This window comes from Chitinophaga caseinilytica (genome assembly GCF_038396765.1).
In the GTDB taxonomy this organism is placed as follows: Bacteria; Bacteroidota; Bacteroidia; order Chitinophagales; family Chitinophagaceae; genus Chitinophaga; species Chitinophaga caseinilytica.
In genome coordinates, this window is the sequence record NZ_CP150096.1 from 1,807,523 (window position 1) to 1,832,850 (window position 25,328).

The 25,328-nt window shown below is 55.9% G+C and carries 16 protein-coding genes; 9 read left to right on the forward strand and 7 right to left on the reverse strand.

The genetic code is table 11. The features are described 5' to 3' along the window. Position 1 precedes the first annotated feature (1 nt). From WJU22_RS07765 to WJU22_RS07775, 3 genes are all read left to right on the forward strand, one after another. Positions 2 to 1,486, forward strand: a complete 1,485-nt coding sequence (locus tag WJU22_RS07765) for an MBOAT family O-acyltransferase (protein WP_341842670.1) — start codon at positions 2 to 4, stop codon at positions 1,484 to 1,486. 125 nt (positions 1,487 to 1,611) lie between these two features. Beyond that, entirely contained in the window at positions 1,612 to 2,874 is a 1,263-nt protein-coding gene (fabF, locus tag WJU22_RS07770) for a beta-ketoacyl-ACP synthase II (RefSeq protein ID WP_341842671.1), read from the forward strand. A 608-nt stretch (positions 2,875 to 3,482) separates the two neighbouring features. Beyond that, entirely contained in the window at positions 3,483 to 4,421 is a 939-nt protein-coding gene (locus WJU22_RS07775) for a hypothetical protein (protein ID WP_341842672.1), read from the forward strand. 253 nt (positions 4,422 to 4,674) lie between these two features. On the opposite strand, the gene WJU22_RS07780 is transcribed toward WJU22_RS07775, so the two are convergent. From WJU22_RS07780 to WJU22_RS07790, 3 genes are all read right to left on the reverse strand, one after another. Then, a complete protein-coding gene (locus WJU22_RS07780; RefSeq protein WP_341842673.1) occupies positions 4,675 to 5,433 on the reverse strand; it encodes a hypothetical protein in 759 nt (252 codons plus the stop codon). Between the two features lie 236 nt (positions 5,434 to 5,669). Next, a complete protein-coding gene (locus WJU22_RS07785; RefSeq protein ID WP_341842674.1) occupies positions 5,670 to 6,533 on the reverse strand; it encodes a hypothetical protein in 864 nt (287 codons plus the stop codon). A gap of 146 nt (positions 6,534 to 6,679) precedes the next feature. Further along, positions 6,680 to 7,555, reverse strand: coding sequence for a hypothetical protein (locus WJU22_RS07790; RefSeq protein ID WP_341842675.1), 876 nt, complete (start codon positions 7,553 to 7,555; stop codon positions 6,680 to 6,682). A gap of 457 nt (positions 7,556 to 8,012) precedes the next feature. On the opposite strand from WJU22_RS07790, the gene uvrA reads away from it, so the two are divergent. The 3 genes from uvrA to WJU22_RS07805 are packed head-to-tail and all read left to right on the forward strand — an operon-like array spanning position 8,013 to position 12,093. Continuing rightward, positions 8,013 to 10,889, forward strand: coding sequence for an excinuclease ABC subunit UvrA (gene uvrA, locus WJU22_RS07795; RefSeq protein WP_341842676.1), 2,877 nt, complete (start codon positions 8,013 to 8,015; stop codon positions 10,887 to 10,889). A gap of 24 nt (positions 10,890 to 10,913) precedes the next feature. Next, on the forward strand, positions 10,914 to 11,384 hold the full coding sequence (locus WJU22_RS07800; protein WP_341842677.1) for a DUF6452 family protein: 471 nt from the start codon (positions 10,914 to 10,916) through the stop codon (positions 11,382 to 11,384). Then, positions 11,356 to 12,093, forward strand: coding sequence for a DUF6048 family protein (locus WJU22_RS07805; protein ID WP_341842678.1), 738 nt, complete (start codon positions 11,356 to 11,358; stop codon positions 12,091 to 12,093). Before WJU22_RS07800 ends, WJU22_RS07805 begins: the two co-directional genes overlap by 29 nt. 111 nt (positions 12,094 to 12,204) lie before the next feature. On the opposite strand, the gene WJU22_RS07810 is transcribed toward WJU22_RS07805, so the two are convergent. Continuing rightward, the gene (locus tag WJU22_RS07810) at positions 12,205 to 13,371 is read right to left on the reverse strand and encodes an SMI1/KNR4 family protein (protein ID WP_341842679.1); all 1,167 of its coding nucleotides are present in this window, start codon (positions 13,369 to 13,371) and stop codon (positions 12,205 to 12,207) included. Positions 13,372 to 13,390: 19 nt separating this feature from the next. Then, entirely contained in the window at positions 13,391 to 13,837 is a 447-nt protein-coding gene (locus WJU22_RS07815; protein ID WP_341842680.1) for a GNAT family N-acetyltransferase, read from the reverse strand. 97 nt (positions 13,838 to 13,934) lie between these two features. Between WJU22_RS07815 and WJU22_RS07820 the strand changes: the two genes are divergently transcribed. The 3 genes from WJU22_RS07820 to pbpC are packed head-to-tail and all read left to right on the forward strand — an operon-like array spanning position 13,935 to position 23,470. Beyond that, positions 13,935 to 15,422: an ATP-binding cassette domain-containing protein gene (locus WJU22_RS07820; protein ID WP_341842681.1), complete on the forward strand. Its 1,488-nt coding sequence runs from the start codon at positions 13,935 to 13,937 to the stop codon at positions 15,420 to 15,422. 38 nt (positions 15,423 to 15,460) lie between these two features. Continuing rightward, positions 15,461 to 21,022, forward strand: a complete 5,562-nt coding sequence (locus WJU22_RS07825) for an alpha-2-macroglobulin family protein (RefSeq protein ID WP_341842682.1) — start codon at positions 15,461 to 15,463, stop codon at positions 21,020 to 21,022. A 57-nt stretch (positions 21,023 to 21,079) separates the two neighbouring features. Next, positions 21,080 to 23,470, forward strand: coding sequence for a penicillin-binding protein 1C (gene pbpC, locus WJU22_RS07830; protein WP_341842683.1), 2,391 nt, complete (start codon positions 21,080 to 21,082; stop codon positions 23,468 to 23,470). On the opposite strand, the gene WJU22_RS07835 is transcribed toward pbpC, so the two are convergent. Together WJU22_RS07835 and WJU22_RS07840 are read right to left on the reverse strand one after the other, a co-directional pair. Then, positions 23,464 to 24,723 carry a replication-associated recombination protein A gene (locus WJU22_RS07835; RefSeq protein WP_341842684.1) on the reverse strand — a complete coding sequence of 420 codons (1,260 nt, stop codon included), beginning with the start codon at positions 24,721 to 24,723 and terminating at the stop codon, positions 23,464 to 23,466. The two genes, pbpC and WJU22_RS07835, sit on opposite strands and share 7 nt — an antisense overlap. 12 nt (positions 24,724 to 24,735) lie before the next feature. Then, complete coding sequence (locus WJU22_RS07840) at positions 24,736 to 25,263, reverse strand: hypothetical protein (RefSeq protein WP_341842685.1); 528 nt, start codon at positions 25,261 to 25,263, stop codon at positions 24,736 to 24,738. Between the last annotated feature and the right edge of the window lie 65 nt (positions 25,264 to 25,328).

The window sequence follows — 25,328 nt, forward strand, 5'->3', positions numbered from 1 at the left end:
CATGTCCCTCGACAACCTGACCTCCCTGCTCCTGTACAACGATAAGTCGCCGATACTTTTCAACAGCGGCTTCTTCCTGTTCTTCCTCGCGGCATTCCTGCTTTGCTACCAACTCGTACGCAACAGCGAACGCGGACGGGTAGCCGTTTTCAGCTTCTTCAGCCTGTATTTTTTCTACCTCGCCTGCGGCAGCTACGTCATGCTCGTCATCATCGCCGCCATCGTGGATTTTTACCTCAGCAACCGCATCCACCGCGAAACGAAAGACAGCGTCAGGAAAGGATTGCTTTGGTTCAGCGTCATCATCAACATCGGGCTGCTGTTCTATTTCAAATACACGAATTTCTTCATCAACTGCATCAACGACCTCGCCGGCGGGAACATCCATCCCATCCAGGTTTTGCTGCCGATCGGGATTTCGTTTTACACGTTCGAGAACCTGAGTTACACGATAGATGTGTATCGCAGGGAGATCAAGCCGGTAGACAAGTTCATGGATTACTTGTTCTTCCTGTCGTTTTTCCCGAAACTGATGATGGGCCCCATTGTGCGGGCGGCAGACTTCATCCCGCAGATCCGCCGGCCGTACGTGCTGTCGAAGGAAGACGTGGGGAAAGGGATGTTCCTTATCATGAACGGGCTTTTCAAGAAGGTGGTCATTTCAGATTTCATTTACCAGCATTTCGTACAATATATTTTCGACGATCCCGCGCGCCACACCGGAATCGAGTGCCTGTTGGGCGTTTACGGCTACGCGATGGTGATCTATTGCGACTTTTCCGGCTATTCCGACATGGCGATCGGGATTGCCCGGTGGACGGGATTCGTCATCCCCCCGAACTTCGACAAGCCGTATCAAAGCAGTTCCATCACGGAATTCTGGCGGAGATGGCATATTAGTTTGTCGAGCTGGCTGCGCGATTACGTCTACATTCCCCTGGGCGGCAACCGCAAAGGCAAGTTCCGGCAGTACGTGAACCTGATGCTGACGATGCTCGTGGGCGGTTTCTGGCATGGTGCCAGTTGGAATTTCATATTCTGGGGAGGCGTACATGGCGGGGCTTTGGCGGTCGATAAATTATGGGCCGGCTGGCAGAAAAAGCGGGAATGGTTGCGGGCCACGCCTTTGCGGGCGGGTTTGTGGAAAATCGGCGGCGTGCTGTTCACGTTCCACCTGGTTTGTTTCTGCTGGATATTTTTCAAGTCGGAAACTTTCGCCGGGGCCTGGGAATTGCTGGGGCAGGTGACGGGGAATTTCCAGGGGCATTTGCTGAGCGAAGTGCTGGCCGGATATCCGGAGGTTTTTATGTTGATGGGTTTGGGCTATTTGCTGCATTTTTTACCGTCGAAATGGGATGAAAAACTGTCGCTGGGCTTTTCCAACCTGCATTGGGCGGGAGCGGCGGCGGTGATGGTGCTGTTTATCTGGATGTTGAACGAGGTGAAGACGCAGGAGCCCATGATGCCGATATATTTACAGTTTTAACGGGTTTTGGGGTTGCAGGGATTTAAAAATCAAAGTATATGCGTCTTTTTTCTCATGCGTATGCACAAACGTGATAATATTCGAGTAACTTTGCGACCTAACTTTTGTCATTCAAAGTAAATTTTATGCGTACTGTTACACTGAGGAGAGTCGTAGTAACCGGGATGGGAGCCATCACGCCGATCGGTCTGGATGTAAACTCCTTCTGGGAAAACATGAAAGCCGGTAAGAGCGGCGCAGGCCCTATTACCCGGTTCGACACCACAGCATTCAAGACTAAATTCGCCTGTGAACTGAAAGGATTGGACATTGAAGCATATATAGAGAAGAAGGAAGCGCGGAAGATGGATATGTTTACGCAGTATGCCATGATTGCCGCACAGCAGGCGATCGAGAACAGCGGCGTGAACCTGGAGACGGTGGACCGTAGCCGGTTTGGAGTGATCTGGGCGTCGGGGAACGGCGGTATGCAGACCTTCGAAGACCAGATCGTAGAATTCGCGCAGATGAATTTCGTTCCGAAGTTCAATCCGTTCTTCATCCCCCGTTTGATTTCCGACATCGCGGCCGGCCAGATCGCGATCAAGTACGGGCTGATGGGTATCAACTATTGCACCGTTTCTGCCTGCGCATCTTCCAACAGTGCGCTGGTAGACGCTTTCAACTATATCCGTCTCGGCAAGGCCAACATGATCGTGGCCGGTGGTTCCGAGAGCCCGGTAACACGCGCGGGCATCGCGGGTTTCAACGCTTTGAAGGCATTGAGCACCCGTAACGACGATCCGCAGCATGCTTCCCGTCCGTTCGACAAAGACCGCGATGGTTTTGTAATGGGCGAAGGCGCGGGAGCGATCATTCTCGAAGATTACGACCACGCGATCGCGCGCGGAGCTACGATCTACGGTGAAATGGTGGGCGGTGCCATGAGTTGCGACGCTTACCACCTCACGGCTACGCATCCTGAAGGGCTTGGCGCGCAGCTGGGCATGAAGGAAGCGCTGGACGATGCGGGGCTTACGCTGACTGATGTGGATTACATCAACGCGCATGCTACTTCGACGCCGCTGGGCGACGTGAGCGAGCTGAAGGCGATCAAGACGCTGTTCGGCGATCATGCCAGCAAGCTGAACATCAGTGCTACGAAATCGATGACGGGGCACCTGTTGGGCGCAGCCGGCGCGATTGAGGCGATCGCCTGTATCATGGCGGTGAAGGAAGACATTGTTCCTCCGACGATCAATACGACCGAGTTGGGAGAAGACATTCCTGCGGGCCTGAACCTGACGCTGGGCCAGGCGCAGCAGCGTACGGTGAATGTGGCGCTGAGCAATACTTTTGGATTTGGCGGGCACAATGCCATTGCGGCTTTCGCGAAGTTCAAGGGCTAAACTGACAAACATAATTGACGATAAAAAAGGGCGGAAATACAACTTCCGCCCTTTTAGTTTTTTACGCATTATCAAATCAAATATCCCAAATTCTCCTTCTTTTTGCTAAAATTTTTAGTATTTTTGCCTTCGTTAACCTTCAATCCGAATGCGATGTAGGCTGTTTTATCACAACTTGATTGATTTCCGATTTTTGCCATTGCCTGAGGGGCGGCTATGCTGTAATGCAGTATGGGCGGTTGTTCCGGGTAATTCCTGCGACGGGCTGTAAGTAGCCGTTGGCGCGCTGCGAGATGCGGGCGCCGAAGAAAATCAGCGCAGGTGCCGGAGTGATGGCTGATGTTTGTTCGCGGCGAGTTTCGCTGCGGGCGGGCAGTGTATTGCACACGAAGTATAAGACAAACCCGGTACAGATGCGCCGGGTGCGCGAGGTGTTTCCCGGCGCGATGGTCCTGCGGCGGAAGCCGGGGGCCGGAGCGGGGGGCGAAGCGCGGCTTTGTGGGCGGTTGTTCCGGTGTGGCGGACTTCTCCAATAATCGGTAAAGTAAATGGAGCTGGATAAGACATCCGGGCAAAGCGGCCGGATAAAAGCAAAACAAAAACAAGTAATGAAACATTGTAAAACCCTGTTCGTGCTGGTAGCAGCCACCATTGTTATGTTGACATCGGGATGTGCCCGGCAGACAGTTCACCCGGTACCGATCCGTTATAATTTCCTGGATCATATTCCGGACTACGATCCCATGTTGATGGACACTGAATCTTTGTCCACACCCCATTCCGTTGTGCCCGATACCGCCCGTGCGGCGGCTTTCGGGGCAACGAAAAAATCCCCTGTTCCCGTTTCGTACCGGTTCAGGGTAGAAGCCGGCCCGGACCGCGAGCCACAATTGCCCGGCAACGCGCCCGGTGGTGAATTGACGGAACCCGCTGCGAAAGCTGGTTCCATGGCAACGGTGCATCGGATCCAACCGATCGCGTTCCAATTCAAAACGGATGCAACGCTGGACCACGATCCCATGTTGCTGGGAAGTGAAGCATGGGTGAAAAGTGCGATCGAACCGACAGAACCCGCTGCGAAAGCTGGTTCCATGGCAACGAAGCATTACATCCAACCGATCGCGTTCCAATTCAAACCGGATGCAACGCCAGACCACGATCCCATGTTGCTGGAAAGTGAAGCATTTGTGGAAAGTGCGATCGAACTGACGGAACCCGCTGCGGAAGCTGGTTCCATGGTAACGAAGCATTACATCCAACCGATCGCGTTCCAATTCAAACCGGATGCAACGCCGGACCACGATCCCATGTTACTGGGAACGATCATTGATCCGATCACCGGAGGGTATCTGGCTAAAACAAAGCCTGAGCCGGGTTACAGGATGATTCAAAGACATCCCGCCCCGGTATTTTACCGCTTCCGATTGGAGCACATCCCGGATTACGACCCCATGTTACAAATCACGGATTCCGTTGCCAACACGGGTATCCCCCGGCGAATCTCCACGCTGGCGGCTACTTCCACCTCAGTGAAAAGTTATCGCTGAGCGGAAATTCCGACCGGCCGGAGGCGGCGCAGGGAAGTGGTCTCCCCGCCGGAAAGCCTCCGGTCATTTTTTAACGGCCTTTCAAAGTGTTATCAGTGCGAAGCGCCGATTTAGTAAGCGCCGGACAAATTCCGGCAGGAAAGTAAGCAAGCGGGCGCATCATCTGATGCGCCCGTTGTTGTTGAGTGGGTTATCTGGGATTGGTCAAGTGCTGATTTGTTTTTGAGCTACCCGTCACGACGGCCGGGCAGCTTTATTTGCCATGAGGCCAGGTATTGCTGCAAGTCCATGCAGCGGTAATGGTATATTGAAATGCGCCGTGGTCGGGCGATCCCGGAGCATTCCTTCGTACATCATACGAGGATACCTTACCGCCGTTGATCACAAAATTTTCGAAGTAAATGTCTTCGAACTTATAGTCTCCCTGCCATTCCTGCAGTGTTTTGGGCAGGTGGGAAGTTTTGAAATTTATCATCCCCATCTGATCGAGAATGGTCACTGCGGCCCATTCCGGGAAAGACGCCGTGATCCGCGACCATCGCAGGTCCGGATTCGGCTTCGTGTAGTCGTATGTAATGTAGGTTCCGTGTGCGCCGCCATCGTCGATCCCGGTCACATTGCCGTATCCATCGCGAAGGATGTTGGTTTCAAATGGAATGATGCCGTGCGACACAGGCACGTAGGCAATAAAGCCCGTCAGCTCGCGACCGGAGTTGTAGCGGAACTTGAGGTTCGCCGCATATTCCCAGGTCCCGTCCATCGGTTGGAACCAGGATGTGGAATCGGGTTGGCCACAGGCATTGAACAAGACTTCCAGTCGCTTGAACCCGTCCGCGCTGTCGGTAAAGGTCATGCGGTTGCCGGTGTAAGTGATGTAATTGGTCCTCAGCTTGCTGAAATTCGTCGCATAGCCGCAGTACTTGGAAGGCCTGCCCAACCCGTCTTTTTCAATAACGGCCGTAACAGCGGGCTCGCCGGAATTGTGGGTCGCCTGCGCATTGCTGGTAAACATATAAGCCAGGCTGCATTTTGCCGGATCAGGACAATTGGGGTGGGGATGGTGGGGATTTTTTTGCAGGCAAACAGACTGATGGTAATGAACGAGGATAATAACAGGGTTTGTTTCATGGCGATATATTTTGATTGGAGAACAAGATGAAGGGGAAAGATGGTCTCACGCAATGGTGCCGGGTTTCAGGATATCCGCCGCCCGGTGTGTTTCACCCGGCCGGCGGATAAAGATCTATGCTAGAATTTGCCGGGATGACCGGAGCGGCATTGGTAAGACAGTGTTACGGTGCGGAGGTGTTCACCGGACGCCGGGTCGCTGCCGGTACGGTGATCATATGAAATTACTTTGCCGTTGTTGATCACCACATTGGCGATCGATTCGGTCGCAAATTGGTAGCCGCCCATATTCGAGGCAATGGTTTTGGGAAGATGGCGGGGTCTGAGATCAATGGACCCGAATTGTTCCAGCAGGAACGTAGCAGACCATGTAGGCTGGGATGGAGTGAGGTAATAAATCTGTGCCGGCTTAATGGGGGCGTTGTAATTGTACGTCCATTCCGTGATGCTGGAGCCGTCTGTCAGTTTGAGCACATTGCCATGCGCGTCGCGGATGACTTGCGCTTCTTTGACTACGCCGCCGGGGATCGATTCGTTGTAAGTCACAACGAAGCTGGTCAGTTTTTTGGAGGAATTGTACTTGTAGCGGGTACGCGCCGGAATCTCGTTGGGGAGCCCGGTATCGTACCAGGTGGCCGAATCGGGTTGGCTGCAGGCGTTGAACCAGACATCCATGCGCTTGATGCCCGTGGCGCTGTCGGTCAGCGTCATCCGGTTGCCGGAATAAGTGATGTTGCTCACGTACGGCACGCCCCAGGCGGTCAGGTAGCCGCGGTGTTTAACCGGGCGGCCATCGGAGCCGCGGAAGATTTCAGAGCTGTATTCCGGTCCTTCGGAAACGCGGCTCAGGCCCACCGTGGTATGCAATGCCGTTAGCTGGCAGTCTGCAGTCTCGGGGCAATTTTGTTGCGGAAAATGCGGGTTCTTTTTGCAGGCGAGCAGGGAAAGGCAGGCCAGGAAGAGAATAACAGGGATTTGTTTCATGATGGAGGGATTGTTTGTATGAAAAATGATATAGGGAATTGTGTTGGGTTTGCTGGACCGAAAATGCTGCAAGTTTTTGTTGATATCGAAAGCCCGGCGGCTACGGCATTTTACCCGCTGCCGTAACCACCGGGAAGATGATTCCGTTAAAATTTAGGGCCGCCGCTGTAACCACGGCAGTTCCAGGTGAGCGTGATGGTATTGCCGTAAAGCCATTCGGTAGATTCTTCGGGTTTGGCCCACACTTCGTAAGACAACAGTTTTTCGCCGCTGATGACGAAGTTGGTAAACATCGTGGGGGTGAAAACGTAGCCGTTCATGCAATCCTGCTTCGTTTTGGGCAGATGCCGCGGACGGAAATCGATAAGGCCGAATTGCTCGAGAATGATGGTGCTGGACCAGTAAGCCGTTACGCTGGACTGGTACCCAAACTGCAATGGCGGTGTGGGTTTGGAATAATCGTACGTCCATTTGACGAAGGTCATGCCGTCGGTCATTTCAAGTACGTTGCCATGGGCATCGCGTTTGATATCGATGTTGTGAACGGTTTGATAAGGCGTGAACGCGTTGTAGACAGACCTGAACCCGGTGAGTTTTTTGTCGGCGTTGTAATGGTAGTATACCTGGTGCGGATGGTCGTAGGTGGTGCCGAGGGCGTACCAGGCCAGGGAGTCTGGCTGGCCGCAGGCGTTCAGCCATACTTCCATTTGTTTTTGGCCGGATGCGCTGTCTGTCAGCACCATCCGGTTGCCCGGGTAGCTGATGTTGTTGACGGTAGGTGCCTCCCAGGCGGTGGCATATCCGCGGTATTTGATGGGGCGGTTGGCGGCATCGCGGGTGATTTCTGCAGAGTTTTCGGGGAGGCCTCCAGACCGGGGGCCGTTGCCCTGGGTGGTGTGCATTACAGTGAGCTGGCAGTTGGCGGGCTCGGGGCATTTTCCGGTATGCGGGGGATAATGGGGCTTCTTGCAAGCCGCGGAAGAGATCGCGACGAGCAACAGTGCGTAATGGATTGTTTTCATTTCATGCTATGTTTTAACGTGATGTGGGTAAACAGCCTGGGGCAAACAGATCAGTTTGGGTGACATTCAATCTCGGCACGGTTCCACAGCAAGGGCAAGGAAAACAGTTTTTTATGGTGAATGAACGGGCGTAAACCAGGAAAAATCCCGCCAACGCGCCAACGGCGGACAGTTCGGGAAATATTGGGAGCATGGGCCGTTTATCCGGCAGGGGATAACAATGTGCATTTCGTTCTGGATTTTTGCAGGGTATTAGATCAGCAGGGATTCGGGCTAACAGCACTCCCCCGAAAGGGATGCACAAAATTAACCGGAAAGCCGACATGTAGTTTGCCGGTCTTCACATATTTGATTTATTGATATTTATTTTTTCATTATATAATTGGGGAAACTCGGATTTTTCCATCCCTTGGTAAATGCGTAGTTTTATACCCTCAATTTGCGTTCGGGATCTAATATGGCAAAAAAGCAAAAAACAACGGAACAACCGGCTCCTATCGTGCACAGCGATGAAATGATCGAAGTTTACGGCGCCAGGGAACATAACCTGAAAAACCTGGATATCCGTATTCCGAAAAACAGTCTGGTCGTAATTACAGGCATCAGCGGCAGCGGCAAATCGTCGCTGGCGTTCGACACCATTTACGCCGAAGGTCAGCGCCGGTACATGGAAAGTTTCGGGGCCTACGCCCGCCAGTTTATCGGCGATATGGAACGCCCGGATGTAGACAAGATCACTGGCCTGTCTCCCGTTATTTCCATCGAGCAGAAAACGACCAACAAGAATCCCCGTTCCACCGTTGGCACCATCACCGAGATTTACGACTTCCTCCGCCTGCTATACGCCCGCGCCAGCGAAGCCTTCTCCTATAACACCGGCAAGCGCATGACCCGCTTCTCCGAAGAAGAGATCATGGCGCACATCTTTTCCCATTTCCCGAAAAAGAAACTGGTCATCCTCGCCCCCCTCGTCCGCGGCCGTAAAGGCCACTACCGCGAACTTTTCGAACAAGTCCGCAAACAGGGGTTCGTTAAGGTGCGGGTAGACGGGGAAGTGATGGACCTCAAGGAAAGAATGCAGGTAGACCGGTACAAGATCCACGACATCGAACTGGTGATAGACCGCATCCAGGTGCAGGACGATGCCCGCGTGCGCATCAGCCAGAGCGTCCAGAAAGCGCTCCAGCTGGGCAAAGGGCTCATGTTCGTCATGGACCACGATTCCGGAAAGCTCTCCCAGTACAGCCGGCAGCTGATGTGTGAAGACACGGGCATTTCCTACGAAGAGCCGTCGCCCAACACCTTCTCCTTCAACTCGCCCTACGGCGCCTGCCCCCGCTGCAAAGGCCTCGGCACCATTTACCAGATCAATATGGACGATGTGCTGCCCGACCGCAGCAAATCCATCAACGAAGGCGGCCTCGTGCCCCTCGGCGAAGCGCGCGACACCTTCACTTTCAAGCAGGTACAGCAACTCGCCAAAAAATATAAATTCTCCCTTTCCGCGCCCATCGATAAAATCCCCGAAAACGCCCTCAATGTGCTCCTTTTCGGCGACGAGAACGGCAAACTGGAAGTGGACATGGGATTCGAGGAGAATGGTACCCCCGAGCCCTACGCCACCGAATACGAAGGCGTAGTAAATATGGTACGCCGGTATTTCAACGACACTTCTTCCGACTACGTGCGCAACTGGGCCGAAGGCTTCATGCAGCTTTCGGCTTGCCCGGAATGCAACGGCACCCGCCTCAAGAAGGAAAGCCTCATGTTTAAGGTAGACGGGAAAAATATTTCCGAGCTCGGAGAACTGAACCTCGCCAGCCTGGCCGTTTGGTTCAGCGATATCGAGAAACGCCTGAGCAACAAGCAGAACGTGATCGCCAAAGACGTGCTGAAGGAAATCCGCGAACGCCTCGGGTTCCTGCTGGACGTGGGCCTCACTTACCTCACGCTCAACCGCCCTACCCGCACGCTTTCCGGCGGCGAAAGCCAGCGTATTCGCCTGGCCACGCAGATCGGTTCCCAGCTCATGGGCATCACCTATATCCTCGATGAGCCTTCCATCGGGCTACATCAGCGCGATAACATGCGCCTCATCGACGCACTGCGCAACCTCAAGGAAATGGGGAACTCGGTGCTGGTGGTGGAACACGATAAAGATATCATGCTGCACGCAGACCACCTGATCGATATCGGTCCGGGCGCGGGCCTGCACGGCGGCCAGGTGGTAGCCCAGGGCACCCCGGCCGAAATGCTGAAGCTGAAAACCGCCACGGCGGGATATCTGAACGGGATACACGAAATCACCGTGCCCAAAGAGCGCCGCAAAGGCAACGGGAAGTTCCTGGAACTGAAAGGCGCATCCGGCAACAACCTCAAAAATGTCGGCATCAAACTGCCGCTCGGAACGTTCATCTGCGTGACCGGCGTATCCGGCAGCGGCAAATCTACGCTCATCAACGAAACTTTATACCCGATCCTTTCCCGCCACGCCTACAACTCCAAACTGACGCCCATGCCATATAAAAGCGTGAAAGGGCTGGAGGAGCTGGATAAGGTGATCGAGATCGACCAGTCGCCCATCGGGCGCACCCCGCGCAGCAATCCCGCTACCTATTGCGGATTCTTCACGGAGATCAGGCAGCTTTTTGCCGCGGTGCCCGAAGCCAAAATCCGCGGGTACAACGCCGGCCGTTTCTCCTTCAACGTGAAAGGCGGCCGCTGCGACGTTTGCGAAGGTGCGGGCGTTCGGGTGATCGAAATGAACTTTCTGCCGGATGTGTACGTGCATTGCGAAAAATGTAACGGCCGCCGCTATAACCGCGAAACCCTCGAAATCCGCTATAAAGGCAAATCCATCAGCGATGTGCTGGATATGACCGTCGAAGAAGCCGTGGAATTCTTCCAGGCGGTGCCGTACCTTCACCGCAAAGTGAAGACGTTGCAAGACGTTGGCCTGGGATACATCACCCTGGGGCAATCGGCCGTAACCCTTTCGGGTGGCGAGGCACAGCGGGTGAAAGTAGCGACGGAACTGTCGAAAAAGGATACCGGTAAAACCATCTATATCCTCGACGAGCCCACAACAGGCCTCCATTTCCAGGATATCCAGCTGCTGCTCAACGTGTTGAACAAACTGGTAGACCGGGGGAACACGGTACTCGTGATCGAACATAACCTCGATGTGGTGAAAGTGGCGGATTATGTGGTAGACCTCGGCCCCGAAGGCGGCGAAGGCGGCGGGCGCATCCTCGCCACCGGGACCCCGGAAGAAGTCAGCCAGTGCAAGGAAAGCCATACCGCCCTATTTTTGAAGAAAGAACTCAAGCAATAGGCGAACATGCCAACAGCCCGTTATATGAAATATCTGTTCCTGTTTCTTTGTTGCATAGCGGCACTTTCCGCGTGCGACGACGATACCAAGGTGTGCGACCAGGATACGCGTACCTCTGCCAACATCCGTTTCCGCTATCCCGTTCCCGGCAATCCCACGCAGAATAAAGATACCGTGCTGCCCAAGGTGACGGTGTTTGCCCTGAACAAAGACAGCCTGATCCGGAAGCGCACCGGCCTCAGCGGCATGCAACTGCCGCTCGATCTGCATAACGATACGAGCCGGTTCTATTTCCAGACAGACAGTACGGCGAAGGCCGATACGCTTACCTTTGCGTATAAACGCCAGCCGCATTTCGTGTCGGCCGGGTGCGGCGTAGTGATGTATTTCAACATCGACTCCGCCTGGTCTACCAAAAATGTCGTTAAATCCGTGCAGCTCAATGCCAAAAACATAACAACGATTAATGAAATTCACATTATCCTCCATTTTTAGCGCCTGCTTCCTGCTGATCGCCTGCTGTGCTGTTGCGCAGGAAAAAGGTGCTGCCGCCCCGCAGGACAAAAAGAAGGATTCCGCGAAGGCCCTGGTGGTGGAAGTGCCGGCAGGGCTGCGTATCGGTACGGACCTGTCGCGCATTGCGATGCACTTTTTCCAACCGTATCGTACAGACGCTACCATAACACTCGACGCCCGTTACCGCGACCGTATTTTCTTTGCTTCGGATATTTCCTGGAACCGCACTTCGCATTCGGATACCCTGTACAATTACAAGGGCAACGGCATCGCGATTTCGCTGGGCGTGAATTACAACCTGTTGAAAAAGCAGGTGCCGAAAGAGAATTTCATGCTGTTCGCCGGGATGAAATACGGATTCGCGTTGTTCAACTACGAATTGCCGAAGTACGAGGTGCCCGGCAGTTACTGGGGAGATTTTGAGGGCAGCCTGGCATCGTCCACCAAAACGGCCCACTGGGTGGAGCTGTCGGTGGGGATGAAAGTGGAAGTATTGAAGAATTTTTACCTCGGCTGGAGCATCCAGGACCGGTTGCTGCTGACGAAGAAGATATCGAAAGGCGATTATCCGCCGATGGTGATCCCGGGTTTCGGCAAAGGTAACAAGGGGAATGTGTTCGATATGCAGTACACGATCTCTTATTTGCTGCCGATGTGGAAAGTGAAGCAGAAAATGAGCCTTCCCTGATGGGTTGGAACGAAAGATATGCGTCCCCGGTTGCTGGTCAGCCGGGGATTTTTTTGAATAAAAAATCCCCGGTCCGTCGGACCGGGGATTTGCATATATACCTTAGCGATATTATCTGTTAAAGTCGCGTTCTTCGCCGCTGTTACCTTTATCACGGTCGTACCCGCCGCGGTCGCCGCCTCTGTCGAAGCCGCCACGGTCGCCACCGCGATCATAACCGCCACGGTCGCCGCCGCCGGAGTATCCCCCGCGATCACCGCCGCGATCGTATCCGCCGCCGCGGTCATATCCGCCACGGTCGCCACCGCCGCTATAACCGCCACGATCTCCGCCGCCGCCGTAACCACCGCGGTCTCCGCCGCGATCGTATCCGCCGCCGCCACCGCCGCGATCATAACCGCCGCCGCCACGGTTGCCGCCGTAACCGCCGCCACCGCCACGGTTTCCACCGCCGCCATAGCCGCCGCCACCACGATTACCGCCGCCGTAGCCACCGCCGCCACGGTTACCGCCGCCGCCGAAACGACCGCCGCCACCGCCGCCGAAGCGACCACCGCCTCCGCCGAAGCCACCGGGCCGGGGAGTTTTCTTCTCGATACCCCAGAGATATCCCTCCTTGAAACGGATGATACCGCGGGGGTCGGTGCTGAACTTGCCCCATGCGAAACCGGAGCCCACTTCGCTGAAGCGCAGATCGCCCAGCATATAGTAATGGGGCAGGCGGCGCGCGAAGTCAGACAGTTCGGCGTCTTCAGAATAACTGGCATCGTCGCGGCCGATCAGCCCGTCTTCCCGGTTCCAGATGTCGTTCACGACGATCTCGTGTACCAGGCCGATGTTCGATTTGCGCGGGTCTTTACCGTATTCGTGCAGCTGTTCGAGGAAACCCGTGAGGGAATCCGCCTGCTTCACGATCACAGCGGGAGAATGGCCAACGTAGAACACGCTGCCCCAGTCGCCCTCGGCATCCACGTCCACCACCCAGCTGTTGCCGTAGCCGTCGCCGGCGATACGGATAGAACGGGGGATCAGGTTCGGGATCTCGAATTCATTTACCGCATCGAAAGTAATGGCGTCCAGGCCGTAAAAGAGGAAACCGCTGGAAAAGGCCAGGAGTTCCCTGATCTCGTCCGGGATATAATTGGTGCGCAATTGATTGCCGATGTCGTCAATTTCGTCTTCGGAAAGCCCGGGGAACAATTCTACCGAGTATTCCTCTTTCTGTTGCGTATAATACTGCTCGTCCAGCATTTTACGCAGCTGTTCAAGTGGCGTCATTTTTTGAATTTATATATAATTATGCTCTAATCATTTCAATGTGGGGGATATTATCCTCCATATACGTATCACTTCGCTGTACGAACCCCAAAGATTCATAAAATTTCTGTAAATATTGCTGTGCACTGATCTTAATAGCGATATTTCCCCATTTCTCCTGCACCGCAGCGATCGAAACGTTCATCAGCTCCCGCCCGAAACCATGATTTCTCGCAAACGAAGCTGTGACCACCCGGCCTATGGAAGCCATGTCAAACTTGATGCCGGGCGCAAATATCCGGGTATAGGCTGCCAATCCGGCATCCGTGCTGCCCATTACGTGGAAAGCCCGCTGGTCGTAGTTGTCGGCATCCTGGTAGGCACAATTCTGCTCCACCACGAACACCTCGTTCCGCAGCCGCAGCACCTGGTACAATTCTTCGTTGCTAAGCTCCCCGAACGACTTGATTTCCCACCTTATATCCATTATTATACCCTTTTTTGATAATTTTTCACGTTTGGGGGTTTGATTTCAGGGATAGAGTGCCGAAATTGGCCCCGGAAACCATACAGCCTTTTTGAACATGAGCAGCCATTCTCTCCCATTCCTGTCGATGGACCATATCACGGTCCGTAACCAGCAGTTCACCCTTCTGAAGGAATTCACCTGGCATGTCAACACCGGTGAGCACTGGGCGATAGTTGGCAGGAGCGGGGCCGGTAAGACCAGCCTCCTTCACACAATTATCGGCAAAAATAATGTGATCGGCGGGAGTATCCGACATTATTTTTATGAACGTTACCGCGAGGCCCACCCCGTAGATGACCCCTACTTCAATTATCGCCGCCTCGTGGCCATGGTAGGGCATCACAACGATTTCAGGAACAAATCCAACATGCCGGATTTTTATTACCAGCAGCGTTTCAACTCGATGGACTCCTCAGATGCGCCTACGGTCGACGAATACCTCGAAAACCGCTCGGAAGACCCGCTGCTGGCGCCCCTCAACATCGGGCCCCTCCGCCACAAGGAGCTCATCAAGCTTTCCAACGGCGAAACCCGCCGGGTCATGATCGCCCGGGCGCTCCTGCGCCGGCCGGAGCTCCTCCTCCTCGATAATCCCTTCATCGGCCTCGACGTGGCCGCCCGCCAGGCATTCCACGGCATCGTAGACCACCTGGCCGCATCGGGAGTGGCCGTGGTGCTCGTCACCACCCCGCAGGAAATCCCCGCCGCCATCACCCACGTCCTCGAACTGGACGGCGGCCGCATCGCCGGCTCCTGGACGCGCGCCGGATTCCTGGCGCAATACCGCCCGGAAGCGCCGGAAGCTGCCGCCACCGCCATGGACGCGGGGCTCGTGGCATCCCTCACCGAAAGCGCCCCGAAATACGATTTCACATCCATCGTGCAAATGGAAAACATCCATGTGAAATACGGCGAAAACGTTATCCTCGACGGCATCGACTGGCACGTCCGCTCCGGCGAGAAATGGGCGCTCCTGGGGCCGAACGGCTCCGGGAAAAGCACCCTCCTCAGCCTCATCACGGCCGATAACCCACAGTCGTACGCCAACCGCATCGTACTGTTCGACCGTAAAAGAGGCAGCGGCGAAAGCATCTGGGACATCAAGCGGAAGATCGGTTTCGTATCCCCCGAGCTGCACCAGTATTTCAAATCCGACGCCACCTGCCTCCAGGTAGCCGCTTCCGGGTTCTACGACACCATCGGCTACATGCGCCCCGCCACGCCGGAGCAACTGGAAGCCGCCGGGAAATGGTTGCAGGTGCTGGAATGCGGGAATTATACCGGGGAGCTGTTCAAGAACGTGCCCGCCGGCATCCAGCGGCTCGTGCTGCTGGCGCGCGCCCTCGTGAAAAATCCGCCGCTGCTTATTTTCGACGAGCCTACCCAGGGCCTGGACGATCACCAGCGAAATCACTTCAAAAAAATCATTGAAATGCTCTGCGAACATATGGATGTGACCATGATTTACGTTACGCATTATGAAGAAGAGCTGCCCGCGCCCGTGAACCGCTTTTTGCGCATCCGCAGCGGGAAAATGATATAAATCCGATACCTTTAGTCCGTCCAAAAACCTCCTACACTATGCATCCGACCAAACGGCTACTGCCCCTGGCCTGTCTGTTAACCGTATTTGCCGCAGCGTTATTCCTGGCAGGATGCGGAACGAAAGCAAAAGAAGTGGACCCCGCTTTCGCCCGCTACATCGACGCCTACACGTCCGGCATCATTTCCAAACAAAGCGCCATCCGCATCCAGCTGGCCGGAGACGTGAATGTGACCCACGCCGTCAACGAACCGGTTGAGGAAGACGTATTCTCGTTCTCCCCCTCCATCTCCGGAAAGGCTTTCTGGGTAGACGCTACCACGCTGGAATTCAGGCCAGACAAGAACCTCGAGCCCGGAAAACGCTACACCGGCAAGTTCAAGCTCGGTAAAGTGATGACCGTTCCCTCGCAGTTCAAAGTCTTCGAATTCGGTTTCGAAGTTATCAAGCCTTCTTTCGAAGTGGAGCTCCTGGGCCTTAAAACCGCCGGCAACAGCCGAGAGAAAATGCAGTACACCGGCGTGGTGCGGACTTCCGACGCGGAAGACGTGCAGGCCGTGGAAAAACTCGTGACCGTGCAATACGAAGGCGAAAAAACCACCATGAGCTGGCAGCACGACGTCGCCAACCGCACCTATCGCTTCACCATCGGCAACATCACCCGGAAATCCGTAGCGGCCAAACTCCACATCCTGTGGGACGGAACGCCCATCAAATCCGACGTGAAAGACAGTCGCGAAGTGGAAGTGCCGGCCATCGGGGATTTTAAAGTGCTCGACATTCAGCCCCGCTACGAGCCCGAAGAACATGTGCTCGTCCAGTTCTCCTGCCCGCTCCTGCCCACACAGGCGCTGGAAGGCCTCATCACCATCAGCGGCCAATCCGACCTGAAATATACCGTCGAAGGCAGTGAAGTGAAAGTTTTCGCGCCGGGGCGCCTGGAAGGGAATTACACCGTGATCGTGAACGAAGGCGTGCTGAGCGCGTTCGAAGACCGCCTCAATAAAGCCTTTACCGGCAGCGTGAATTTCGAGAACAGAATGCCTTCCGTTTCCATCCCCGGAAAAGGTGTGATCATGCCGCAAAGCGGGAAACTGGTCATGCCGTTCGAAGCCGTGGGATTGAACGCCGTAGACGTGACGGTACTGAAAATATACGAAAGCAACATCCCCCAATACCTCCAGCGCAATACCCTCAACGGGGATAACGAACTGCGCCGCGTGGCGGCCCCCGTGGTGGAAAAAACCATCCGCCTCGACGCCGACAAATCCCTCAACCTCCGCCACCGCAACCGTTTTAACCTCGACCTCGAACAGATCATCAAAGCCGAACCGGGCGCTATTTACCGCGTGCGGATCGGGTTCCGGAAAGCATATGCGTTGTATTCCTGCAAAGGGGATGACGAAGCGGCAGATGAAGACGGCGAGGAAAGCGAACGGGAATATTACGGGGAAGACGGGATCGACGAAGACGACGCGTTCTGGCGCCGGTACGACGATTATTATCCCTACGGTTACAGCTGGGACGACCGCGACAATCCCTGCCGCAACAGTTACTACCATTACGAACGCTGGGCTTCGCGCAATATCATCGCTTCCAACATAGGGATCATCGCCAAACGCGGGAACGATAACAGCATGGTGGTGGCCGTAACGGATATCCGTGATGCGAAACCCATGTCTGGCGTGGATATCAGCCTGCTCGACTATCAAAACCAGGTAGTGTTCACCACGAAAAGCGACGGCGACGGCTTCGCGAAGTTCGAACTGAAGAAAAAGCCCTACCTCCTCGTCGCCAAACGCGAAAACGAGCGTGGCTATCTGAAGCTGGACGACGGTTCCTCGCTGCCGCTGAGCCGCTTCGACGTAAAAGGCGAACAGGTGCAGCACGGGATGAAAGGGTTTCTGTATGGGGAAAGAGGGGTTTGGCGACCGGGGGATTCCCTGTTCCTGACCTTCCTCCTGGAAGACAAAGACAACAAGCTTCCCGAAAACCACCCGGTAACACTGGAGCTGTACAACCCGAAAGGACAACTGTACAAGCGCATCAATCAACATATTTCCCTCAATGGGTTCTATAATTTCAACACCCTCACCGATGCCGACGCCCCCACGGGCAGCTGGCTCGCCAAGGTGAAAGTTGGCGGCGCAGAATTCAGGCGCAACATCCGCATCGAAACCGTGAAGCCCAACCGCCTCAAGGTAAAACTCGACTTCGGGGGCCAGGAATCGCTGGTGAAAGACCATCAGCCCAAAGGCACCCTCACCGCGGCATGGCTCTTCGGCGCGCCGGCGCAAAGCCTCAAAGCCAAGGTGGACGTGTCGCTCACCTCATCGCGCACCACCTTCCCGAAGCTCGACGGTTATCATTTCGATGACCCCACCGAATCTTTCTCCACCGAGAACAAAACCATTTTCGAATCGAGCCTCAACGAAGACGGCTCCGCGCCGGTATCGGCCAGCATTCCCGTCGGGGAACGCGCGCCCGGCGTGCTGAAAGCCAATTTCGAAGTGAAAGTGTTCGAGCCCGGCGGCGATTTCAGCATCGACCATTTCTCCATGCCTTATCATGTGTTCGACTCGTACGTGGGCGTTAACGCGCCAACGGGGAACAGCCTGACCGGCATGCTCGTCACCGATAAAACTCATTCCGTCAGCATCGTGAACGTAGACGCCAGCGGCCGGTTCATCGGCGGCAGCAGGAAAGTGGAAGTGCAACTCTATAAAATCCGCTGGCGCTGGTGGTGGGATGAAAGCGACGACGATATCAGCAATTTCACCAACGACAACTATAACCAACTCATTTCCACCGACCAGGTTACGCTCCAGAACGGCAAAGGCAGCTGGAACCTCCTGGTGCGGCAGCCCAGCTGGGGCCGGTACCTCATCCGCGTGAAAGACCTCGAAAGCGGGCACATCACCGGTCAATCGGTGTACATCGACTGGCCGAATTTCGAAGAACGGATGCAGAAGGAGAACCCCACGGAAGCTTCCATGCTCGTATTCACCGCCAGCAAAACTAAATACAGCGTGGGTGAAGATGTGACGATCACCATCCCCAGCAGCGAAGGCGGCCGCGGGCTGATCAGCATCGAATCGGGCAGTAAAGTGCTCAAGACCGACTGGATCAGTACCGAAAAAGGGCAGACCGTCTATAAATTCAAGGCCGAGCCGAACATGGCGCCCAATATTTATGTGAACGTAAGCCTGTTGCAGCCGCATGCGCAAACCGTGAACGATCTGCCCATCCGCATGTACGGAACGATTCCCGTGCTGGTGGAAGATCCGAACACGATCCTCAAACCGCAGATTTCCCTGCCGGCTACATTGCGCCCTGAGTCTGCCGCGTCGATTTCCGTGTCCGAAGCCGGCGGCAAGCCGATGACGTACACGGTAGCCATCGTGGACGAAGGTCTGCTCGACCTCACCCGCTTCAAAACCCCCGACGCGCACGGCGTATTCTATTCCCGCGAAGCCCTCGGCGTAAAAACCTGGGATTTGTTCGATTACGTGATCGGCGCATGGGGCGGCGACCTGGAAAGGATCCTGAGCATCGGTGGCGACGAAGGCCTCAACCGTGGCGCCAGCCAGGCCAAGGCCAACCGGTTCAAACCCGTCGTGAAATTCATGGGGCCGTTTTATCTGAAGAAAGGGGAGAAGCAGACGCATAATTTCCAGTTGCCGCCGTACATCGGCTCCGTAAAAGCCATGGTGGTAGCAGGGCAGGATGGTGCGTACGGCAGCGCCGATAAAGTGGCCGCTGTGAAGAAGCCCCTCATGCTGCTGGCCACCGCGCCGCGCGTGTTGGGCCCCGGCGAAACGATCCAGCTGCCGGTGACCGTCTTCGGACTGGAACCGCATGTGAAGCAGGCCAGCGTATCCCTCACTTCCAACCCGTATTTCGAAGTGGTGGGCGAAGCCACCAAAACCGTCAGTTTCCCGAAACCCGGTGAGCAACTGGTATATTTCGACGTGAAGATCCGCAACCTCGTGGGCATCGGTAAGTTCAAGGTAGTAGCCACCAGCGGCAAGGAAAGGGCGGAAGAAAATGTGGAGCTGGATGTGCGCAATCCCAATCCGTTCATGACCAACGTGATCGAGAAAACGCTGGAGCCCGGCGGCAGCTGGAACGCGCCGTTCTCGCCGGTGGGCATGGCCGGCACCAATACCGGTGTGCTGGAAGTGTCTACCATCCCCGCGCTCAACCTCGAAAAACGATTGAAATTCCTCATCCAGTATCCGCACGGCTGTGTGGAGCAAACCACTTCCGGTGTGTTCCCGCAATTATCGCTCGGCACCATCATGGATTTGAGCGACAAGCAGAAAGCGGATGTGGACCATAATATCAAAGCCGGCATCAACCGGTTGAAAGGTTTCCAGACAACAGACGGCGGATTGTCGTACTGGCCGGGTTTGAGCAATGCAGACGAGTGGGGCACCAACTACGCCGGCCACTTCATGCTCGAAGCGCAGGAGAAAGGGTACACCCTGCCCCCGGGATTCCTGGACGCATGGCGGAAATACCAACGCAACAAAGCCATCAGCTGGGCGCCGAGCTCTTACAACTTCGCCGGTGGCGACCTCGTGCAGGCGTACCGTCTCTACCTGCTGGCGCTTTCCCGCACGCCGGAAATGGGCGCTATGAACCGTCTCCGCGAATTCCAATACCTCTCGGCCCCCGCCAAATGGCGGCTCGCCGCGGCGTATAAACTCGCCGGCCAGGCGGAAGTCGCCAATTCGCTGGTACGCGGCCTGCCCGTAACGGTGCAGCCCTACACGCAACTGGGCGGAACTTTCGGTTCCGATCTGCGCGATAAAGCCATGATCCTCGAAACATTGACCATCCTCGGCCAGCGCAATACCGCACTGGGCCTGCTGAAAGAAGTAGCCGCCGAACTGGGGAAAGAACAATGGTACAGCACGCAAACCACTGCATACTCCCTCATCGCCGTGGCGAAATTCTGCGGAACGAATAAAGGCAGCAAGATGAGTTTCTCCTATAACCTCAGCGGTACGGGCGGGAACATTAATTCGGAATCCTATCTGTCGCAATTGCCGGTGGCGTTTAAGGGAACCAACAGCGTAACGGTGCAGAACAAAGGCCAGAACGTGCTCTACGCGCGCCTCATCCTTCGCGGACAGCCGGAAGCCGGGCAGAACCCTTACGCCGAAAACCAGCCAGACGTGATGTCGATGAGCGTGGATTATAACACCCGCACCGGCAAACCGGTGAACGTAGACCAAATGAAACAGGGAACGGATTTTGTGGCCACCGTCACCATCCGCAACCCCGGCAAGCGCGGTTTCTACGAGCAACTGGCGCTGACGCAGGTGTTCCCCTCGGGTTGGGAAATCATCAATACCCGTTTGATGGGCAACGACAGCACGCTGCGCATGTCGCCCTACACTTACCGCGATATCCGCGACGACCGGGTGTATACCTATTTCAACCTGGAAGAAGGTAAGACCGTTACTTACCAGGTGCTGCTGAACGCGGCGTACCTCGGGCGGTACTATCTGCCGGCCACGGGCGCAGAAGCGATGTACGACAATACGATACACGCATTCGTGCCGGGCAAGTGGGTAGAAGTAGTGAAATAATTTTCTAAACGATATAACAAGGCCGGCGCGGGAAACAGCGCCGGCCTTTCTTTCCTTATGTGGACGCGACTGAAGGCCTGGGCATACCGGAGAAGATGGCGGTTATCGATAGCGGCGCTGCTGCTGGTGGGATATTATTTCCTGCTGCCGCGGCAATTGTTTACTGCGCCTACTTCTTTCGTGATCGAAGACGAAAAGGGCGACCTGATGAGCGCTGCCATCGCCAAAGACGGGCAGTGGCGGTTTCCGGCGGATAAATCCGTGCCGGAGAAGTTCGCCAAATGCATTGTGGCGTATGAAGACAAAAGGTTTTACTGGCATTGGGGGATCGATCCCGGCGCTACGTTCCGTGCGTTGAAACAGAACGTGGGCGGCGGGAAAGTGGTGAGCGGGGCGAGCACCATCACCATGCAGGTGATCCGCCTGTACCGCAACAAGCCGCGCACCATCTGGCAGAAGCTGGTGGAAATGGCGATGGCCACGCGGCTGGAGTTCCGGTATTCGAAAAAAGCCATCTTGGGATTGTATGCCGGCAATGCGCCTTTCGGCGGAAACGTGGTGGGATTGGAAGCGGCGTCGTGGCGATATTACGGGCGCAAGCCAGACCAGTTGTCGTGGGCGGAAACGGCCACCCTTGCGGTGTTGCCGAATAGTCCGGCGTTGATCCACCCGGGCAGGAACCGACAGCGGCTGATGGAGAAGCGGAACGCGCTGCTGCAAAGGCTTTGGCGCAACGGTGCCATCGACAGTACGACCTGTGCGCTGGCCTGTGTGGAGCCCCTTCCCGACAAGCCCCATCCATTGCCCGAGCTTACGCCGCACCTGCTGAGCCGCTTCCGCCAGGAGTACCGCCTGAAAGGCGAATCCGGCAGCACGCGGCTGAAAACCACCATCACCGGCGACCTCCAGCAAAACGTCATAGACATCGTGAACCGGCATCACCTCCAGCTGAAAGCCAACGGTATCAACAACGCCGCCGCCCTCGTGCTCGACGTCGAAACCGGCCATGCCCTCGCATATGTCGGCAATGTCTATCATCCCGAAGACCCCGAGCTGGAAGCGTACGTAGATATCATCCAGGCGCCGCGCAGCCCCGGCAGCACCCTCAAGCCGCTGCTCTACGCCGGCATGCTGAACGATGGCCTCATGCTGCCCAATACGCTGCTGCCCGACGTGCCCACGCACATCGCCGGATATACGCCTCAAAACTTCGACCAGCATTTCGACGGCGGCGTTCCCGCATCCCGCGCCCTGGCGCGCTCGCTTAACATTCCCGCCGTCAAAACCTTACAGCAATACCGCAGCGACCGCTTCCTCAACCTCATGCGGCAACTCGGCATCACCACCATGCGCAAGCCCGCCACGCACTACGGTTTGTCGATGATCCTCGGCGGCGGGGAAACCACACTTTGGGAACTGGCCGGCGTGTACGCCAGCATGGCCCGCACGCTGCTGCACCAGGACCATTACAGCGGTAAATACGATCAGGACGACTATCATCCGCCCATGTACCGCGCCAGCGACGGAAAGCCGGGCCGCTTCGGCCTTACGCGCTTCGGGCTGCTCGACGCGGGCGCCATCTGGTATACGTTCAATGCGATGGAAGAAGTGATGCGCCCGGGCGAAGAAATGCTCTGGCAGGCGTTCGCATCGTCGAAGCGGATTGCGTGGAAAACGGGCACCAGCTTCGGTTTCAGGGATGGATGGGCGATCGGTGTTACGCCACAGTTCGTGGTGGCGGTGTGGACGGGCAATGCCGATGGTGAAGGCCGCCCGGGATTGACGGGCGTTTCCGCCGCGGCGCCATTGATGTTCGATATTTTCAGGTTATTGCCGAATACCGCGCCGTTCCCCGTGCCGGCAGACCATCTCAAAACCATCGCCGTGTGCCGGCAAAGCGGGTACCGGGCCGGAGAATATTGCACCGAGCGCGATTCGCTGCCCGTGCCGCAGGCGGGGCTTCGATCGGCCGTATGCCCCTACCATCAACTCATCCACCTCGACGCAACGGGCAAATACCGCGTTACGGCCGATTGTGAGCAGCCAGACCGGATGCAGCACAAACCCTGGTTCGTGCTACCGCCCGCCATGGAATATTTCTATCGCGCCACGCACGCCTACGAGCCCCTTCCGCCGTATCTCCCCGGCTGCGCCGTCGAAGACCAGGCCCGCGCGATGGAGCTCATCTATCCCCGGCCCCACGCCCGCATTTACGTGCCCGTGGAGATCGACGGCTCGCTGGGCGAAACCGTGTTCAAAGCCACGCACCGCAATCCCAACGCCAGGATCTTCTGGCACCTCGACCAGGAATTCGTCGGAGAAACAAAGGATTTTCACCAGCTGTCGTTCCGCCCGAAAGCGGGCAAGCACATGCTGACGATCGTTGATGAAGAAGGGGAGCAGATCCGGTTAGACTTCGAGATTCTCGACAAGTCGAAGGATCAGTAATTGTATTTTTCTTTCCACAAAGCTTTCAGGTAGCGGCGGAGCTCGTCTTCCCGGGCGTTTCTGCCCGGGTCGTAGAACCGCGTGCCGGCGATGGCGTCGGGCAGGTATTCCTGTTCGGAAAAGTTATTGTCGAAGTCGTGGGAATAACGGTAGCCTTTGCCGTAGCCGTGCTGCTTCATGAGTTTGGTGGGCGCGTTGCGGATGTGCAGGGGAACGGGGAGGTCGCCCGTTTGGCCCACCACGCTTTGCGCCGCGCCAATGGCCATGTAGGAGGCGTTGCTTTTGGGAGAGGAGGCCAGGTAAGTGGCGCATTGCGACAGGATGATCCGGGATTCCGGGTTGCCGATCATGGCCACGGCCTGAAAGCAGCTGGTGGCCAGCAAAAGCGCGTTGGGATTGGCGTTGCCGATGTCTTCCGAAGCTAGAATTACCAGTCTGCGGGCGATGAACTTGATGTCTTCGCCGCCAGCGAGCATCCGCGCGAGCCAGTACACGGCGCCGTTGGGATCGCTGCCGCGGATGGATTTGATGAAGGCGGAAATGATGTCGTAATGCTGTTCGCCCGACTTATCGTAAATGGCCACGCGCTGCTGCGCGATGTCCATCACTTTTTCGTTGTTGATGACGATGGGCGATTCTTCCTGCAAGGTGTCTACCACCAGTTCGAAGAGGTTGAGCAGCTTGCGGGCATCGCCTCCGGAGATATTGAAGAGGGCTTCGGTTTCCTGCAGTTCGATCGTTTTGGACGCGAGCCAGGCGTCTTTTTCCATGGCGATGCGGAGGAGTTTACTGAGCTCTTCCGGGCCGAGGGGTTTGAGCACATACACCTGGCTGCGCGAGAGCAAGGCCGCATTTACTTCGAACGACGGGTTTTCGGTAGTAGCGCCGATGAGGGTGATGATCCCCTTTTCCACGGCGCCCAGCAAGGCATCCTGCTGCGATTTATTGAACCGGTGGATTTCATCGATAAACAATACCGCATGGCGGCTTTTGGCGAGGTCGATCACCTCGCGGATGTCTTTGACGCCCGACGAAATGGCGCTCAGCGTATAAAACGGGACCTGCAGCGTATGCGCGATGATATTGGCGATGGTGGTTTTGCCCACGCCCGGAGGCCCCCACAGGATCATGGAGGGGATCTTGCCGGCGGCGATCGCTTTCCGGAGAATGCTGCCTTCGCCGGTCAGATGGTCCTGGCCTACGAGGTCGTCCAGCGTTTCAGGACGGAGTCTTTCTGCCAATGGTGCGCGCATGGTTCTTTTTGATTATACGTCGAAGAAATGTTCGTTGTTCTCGGCCTGCTCGCGGTCTTTCTTCCATTTATTGAGGAAAAAGCTGGACAGTACGCAGTTGACGGCGATGGCGGCGGCGTGGATGCCGAACAGGAAGTTGATGATCCGCATCATGGCGTTGAGGACGTCTTGCCGCGTGTAGCCGGTGTCTTTGGGGATTTCGCCCAGGGGGAACAGCTTGTCCAGTTCCGACGGTTCCAGGCGGTTCAGCTGGATGAGCATGGTCACGAAATACATGGCGTAAATGAACGCCAGCACGCTCAGGATGATGATCTGCTTGGGGAAACCCTCCGCCAGCGGAGCCCCCGGCTGCCGCAACGTGCGCTGCAGCCGCAGACAATAGTAGTTATGCATGAACGTAGTGGCATACATCAATATCATCATCAACGCCGGTATCGACGGGCTGAACAATGCCGAAATCAACACGAAAACCGCCAGCAGGCTCACTGAGATCAGGTTGCCCCAGGTCAAAAACCGAAATAGTCCGAACAGAAGATTCATCCCTTTGCACTTTTTTTAGTCTATGCAAACCTACGAATTTACCTTTTAACACAAACGGCGTGCTG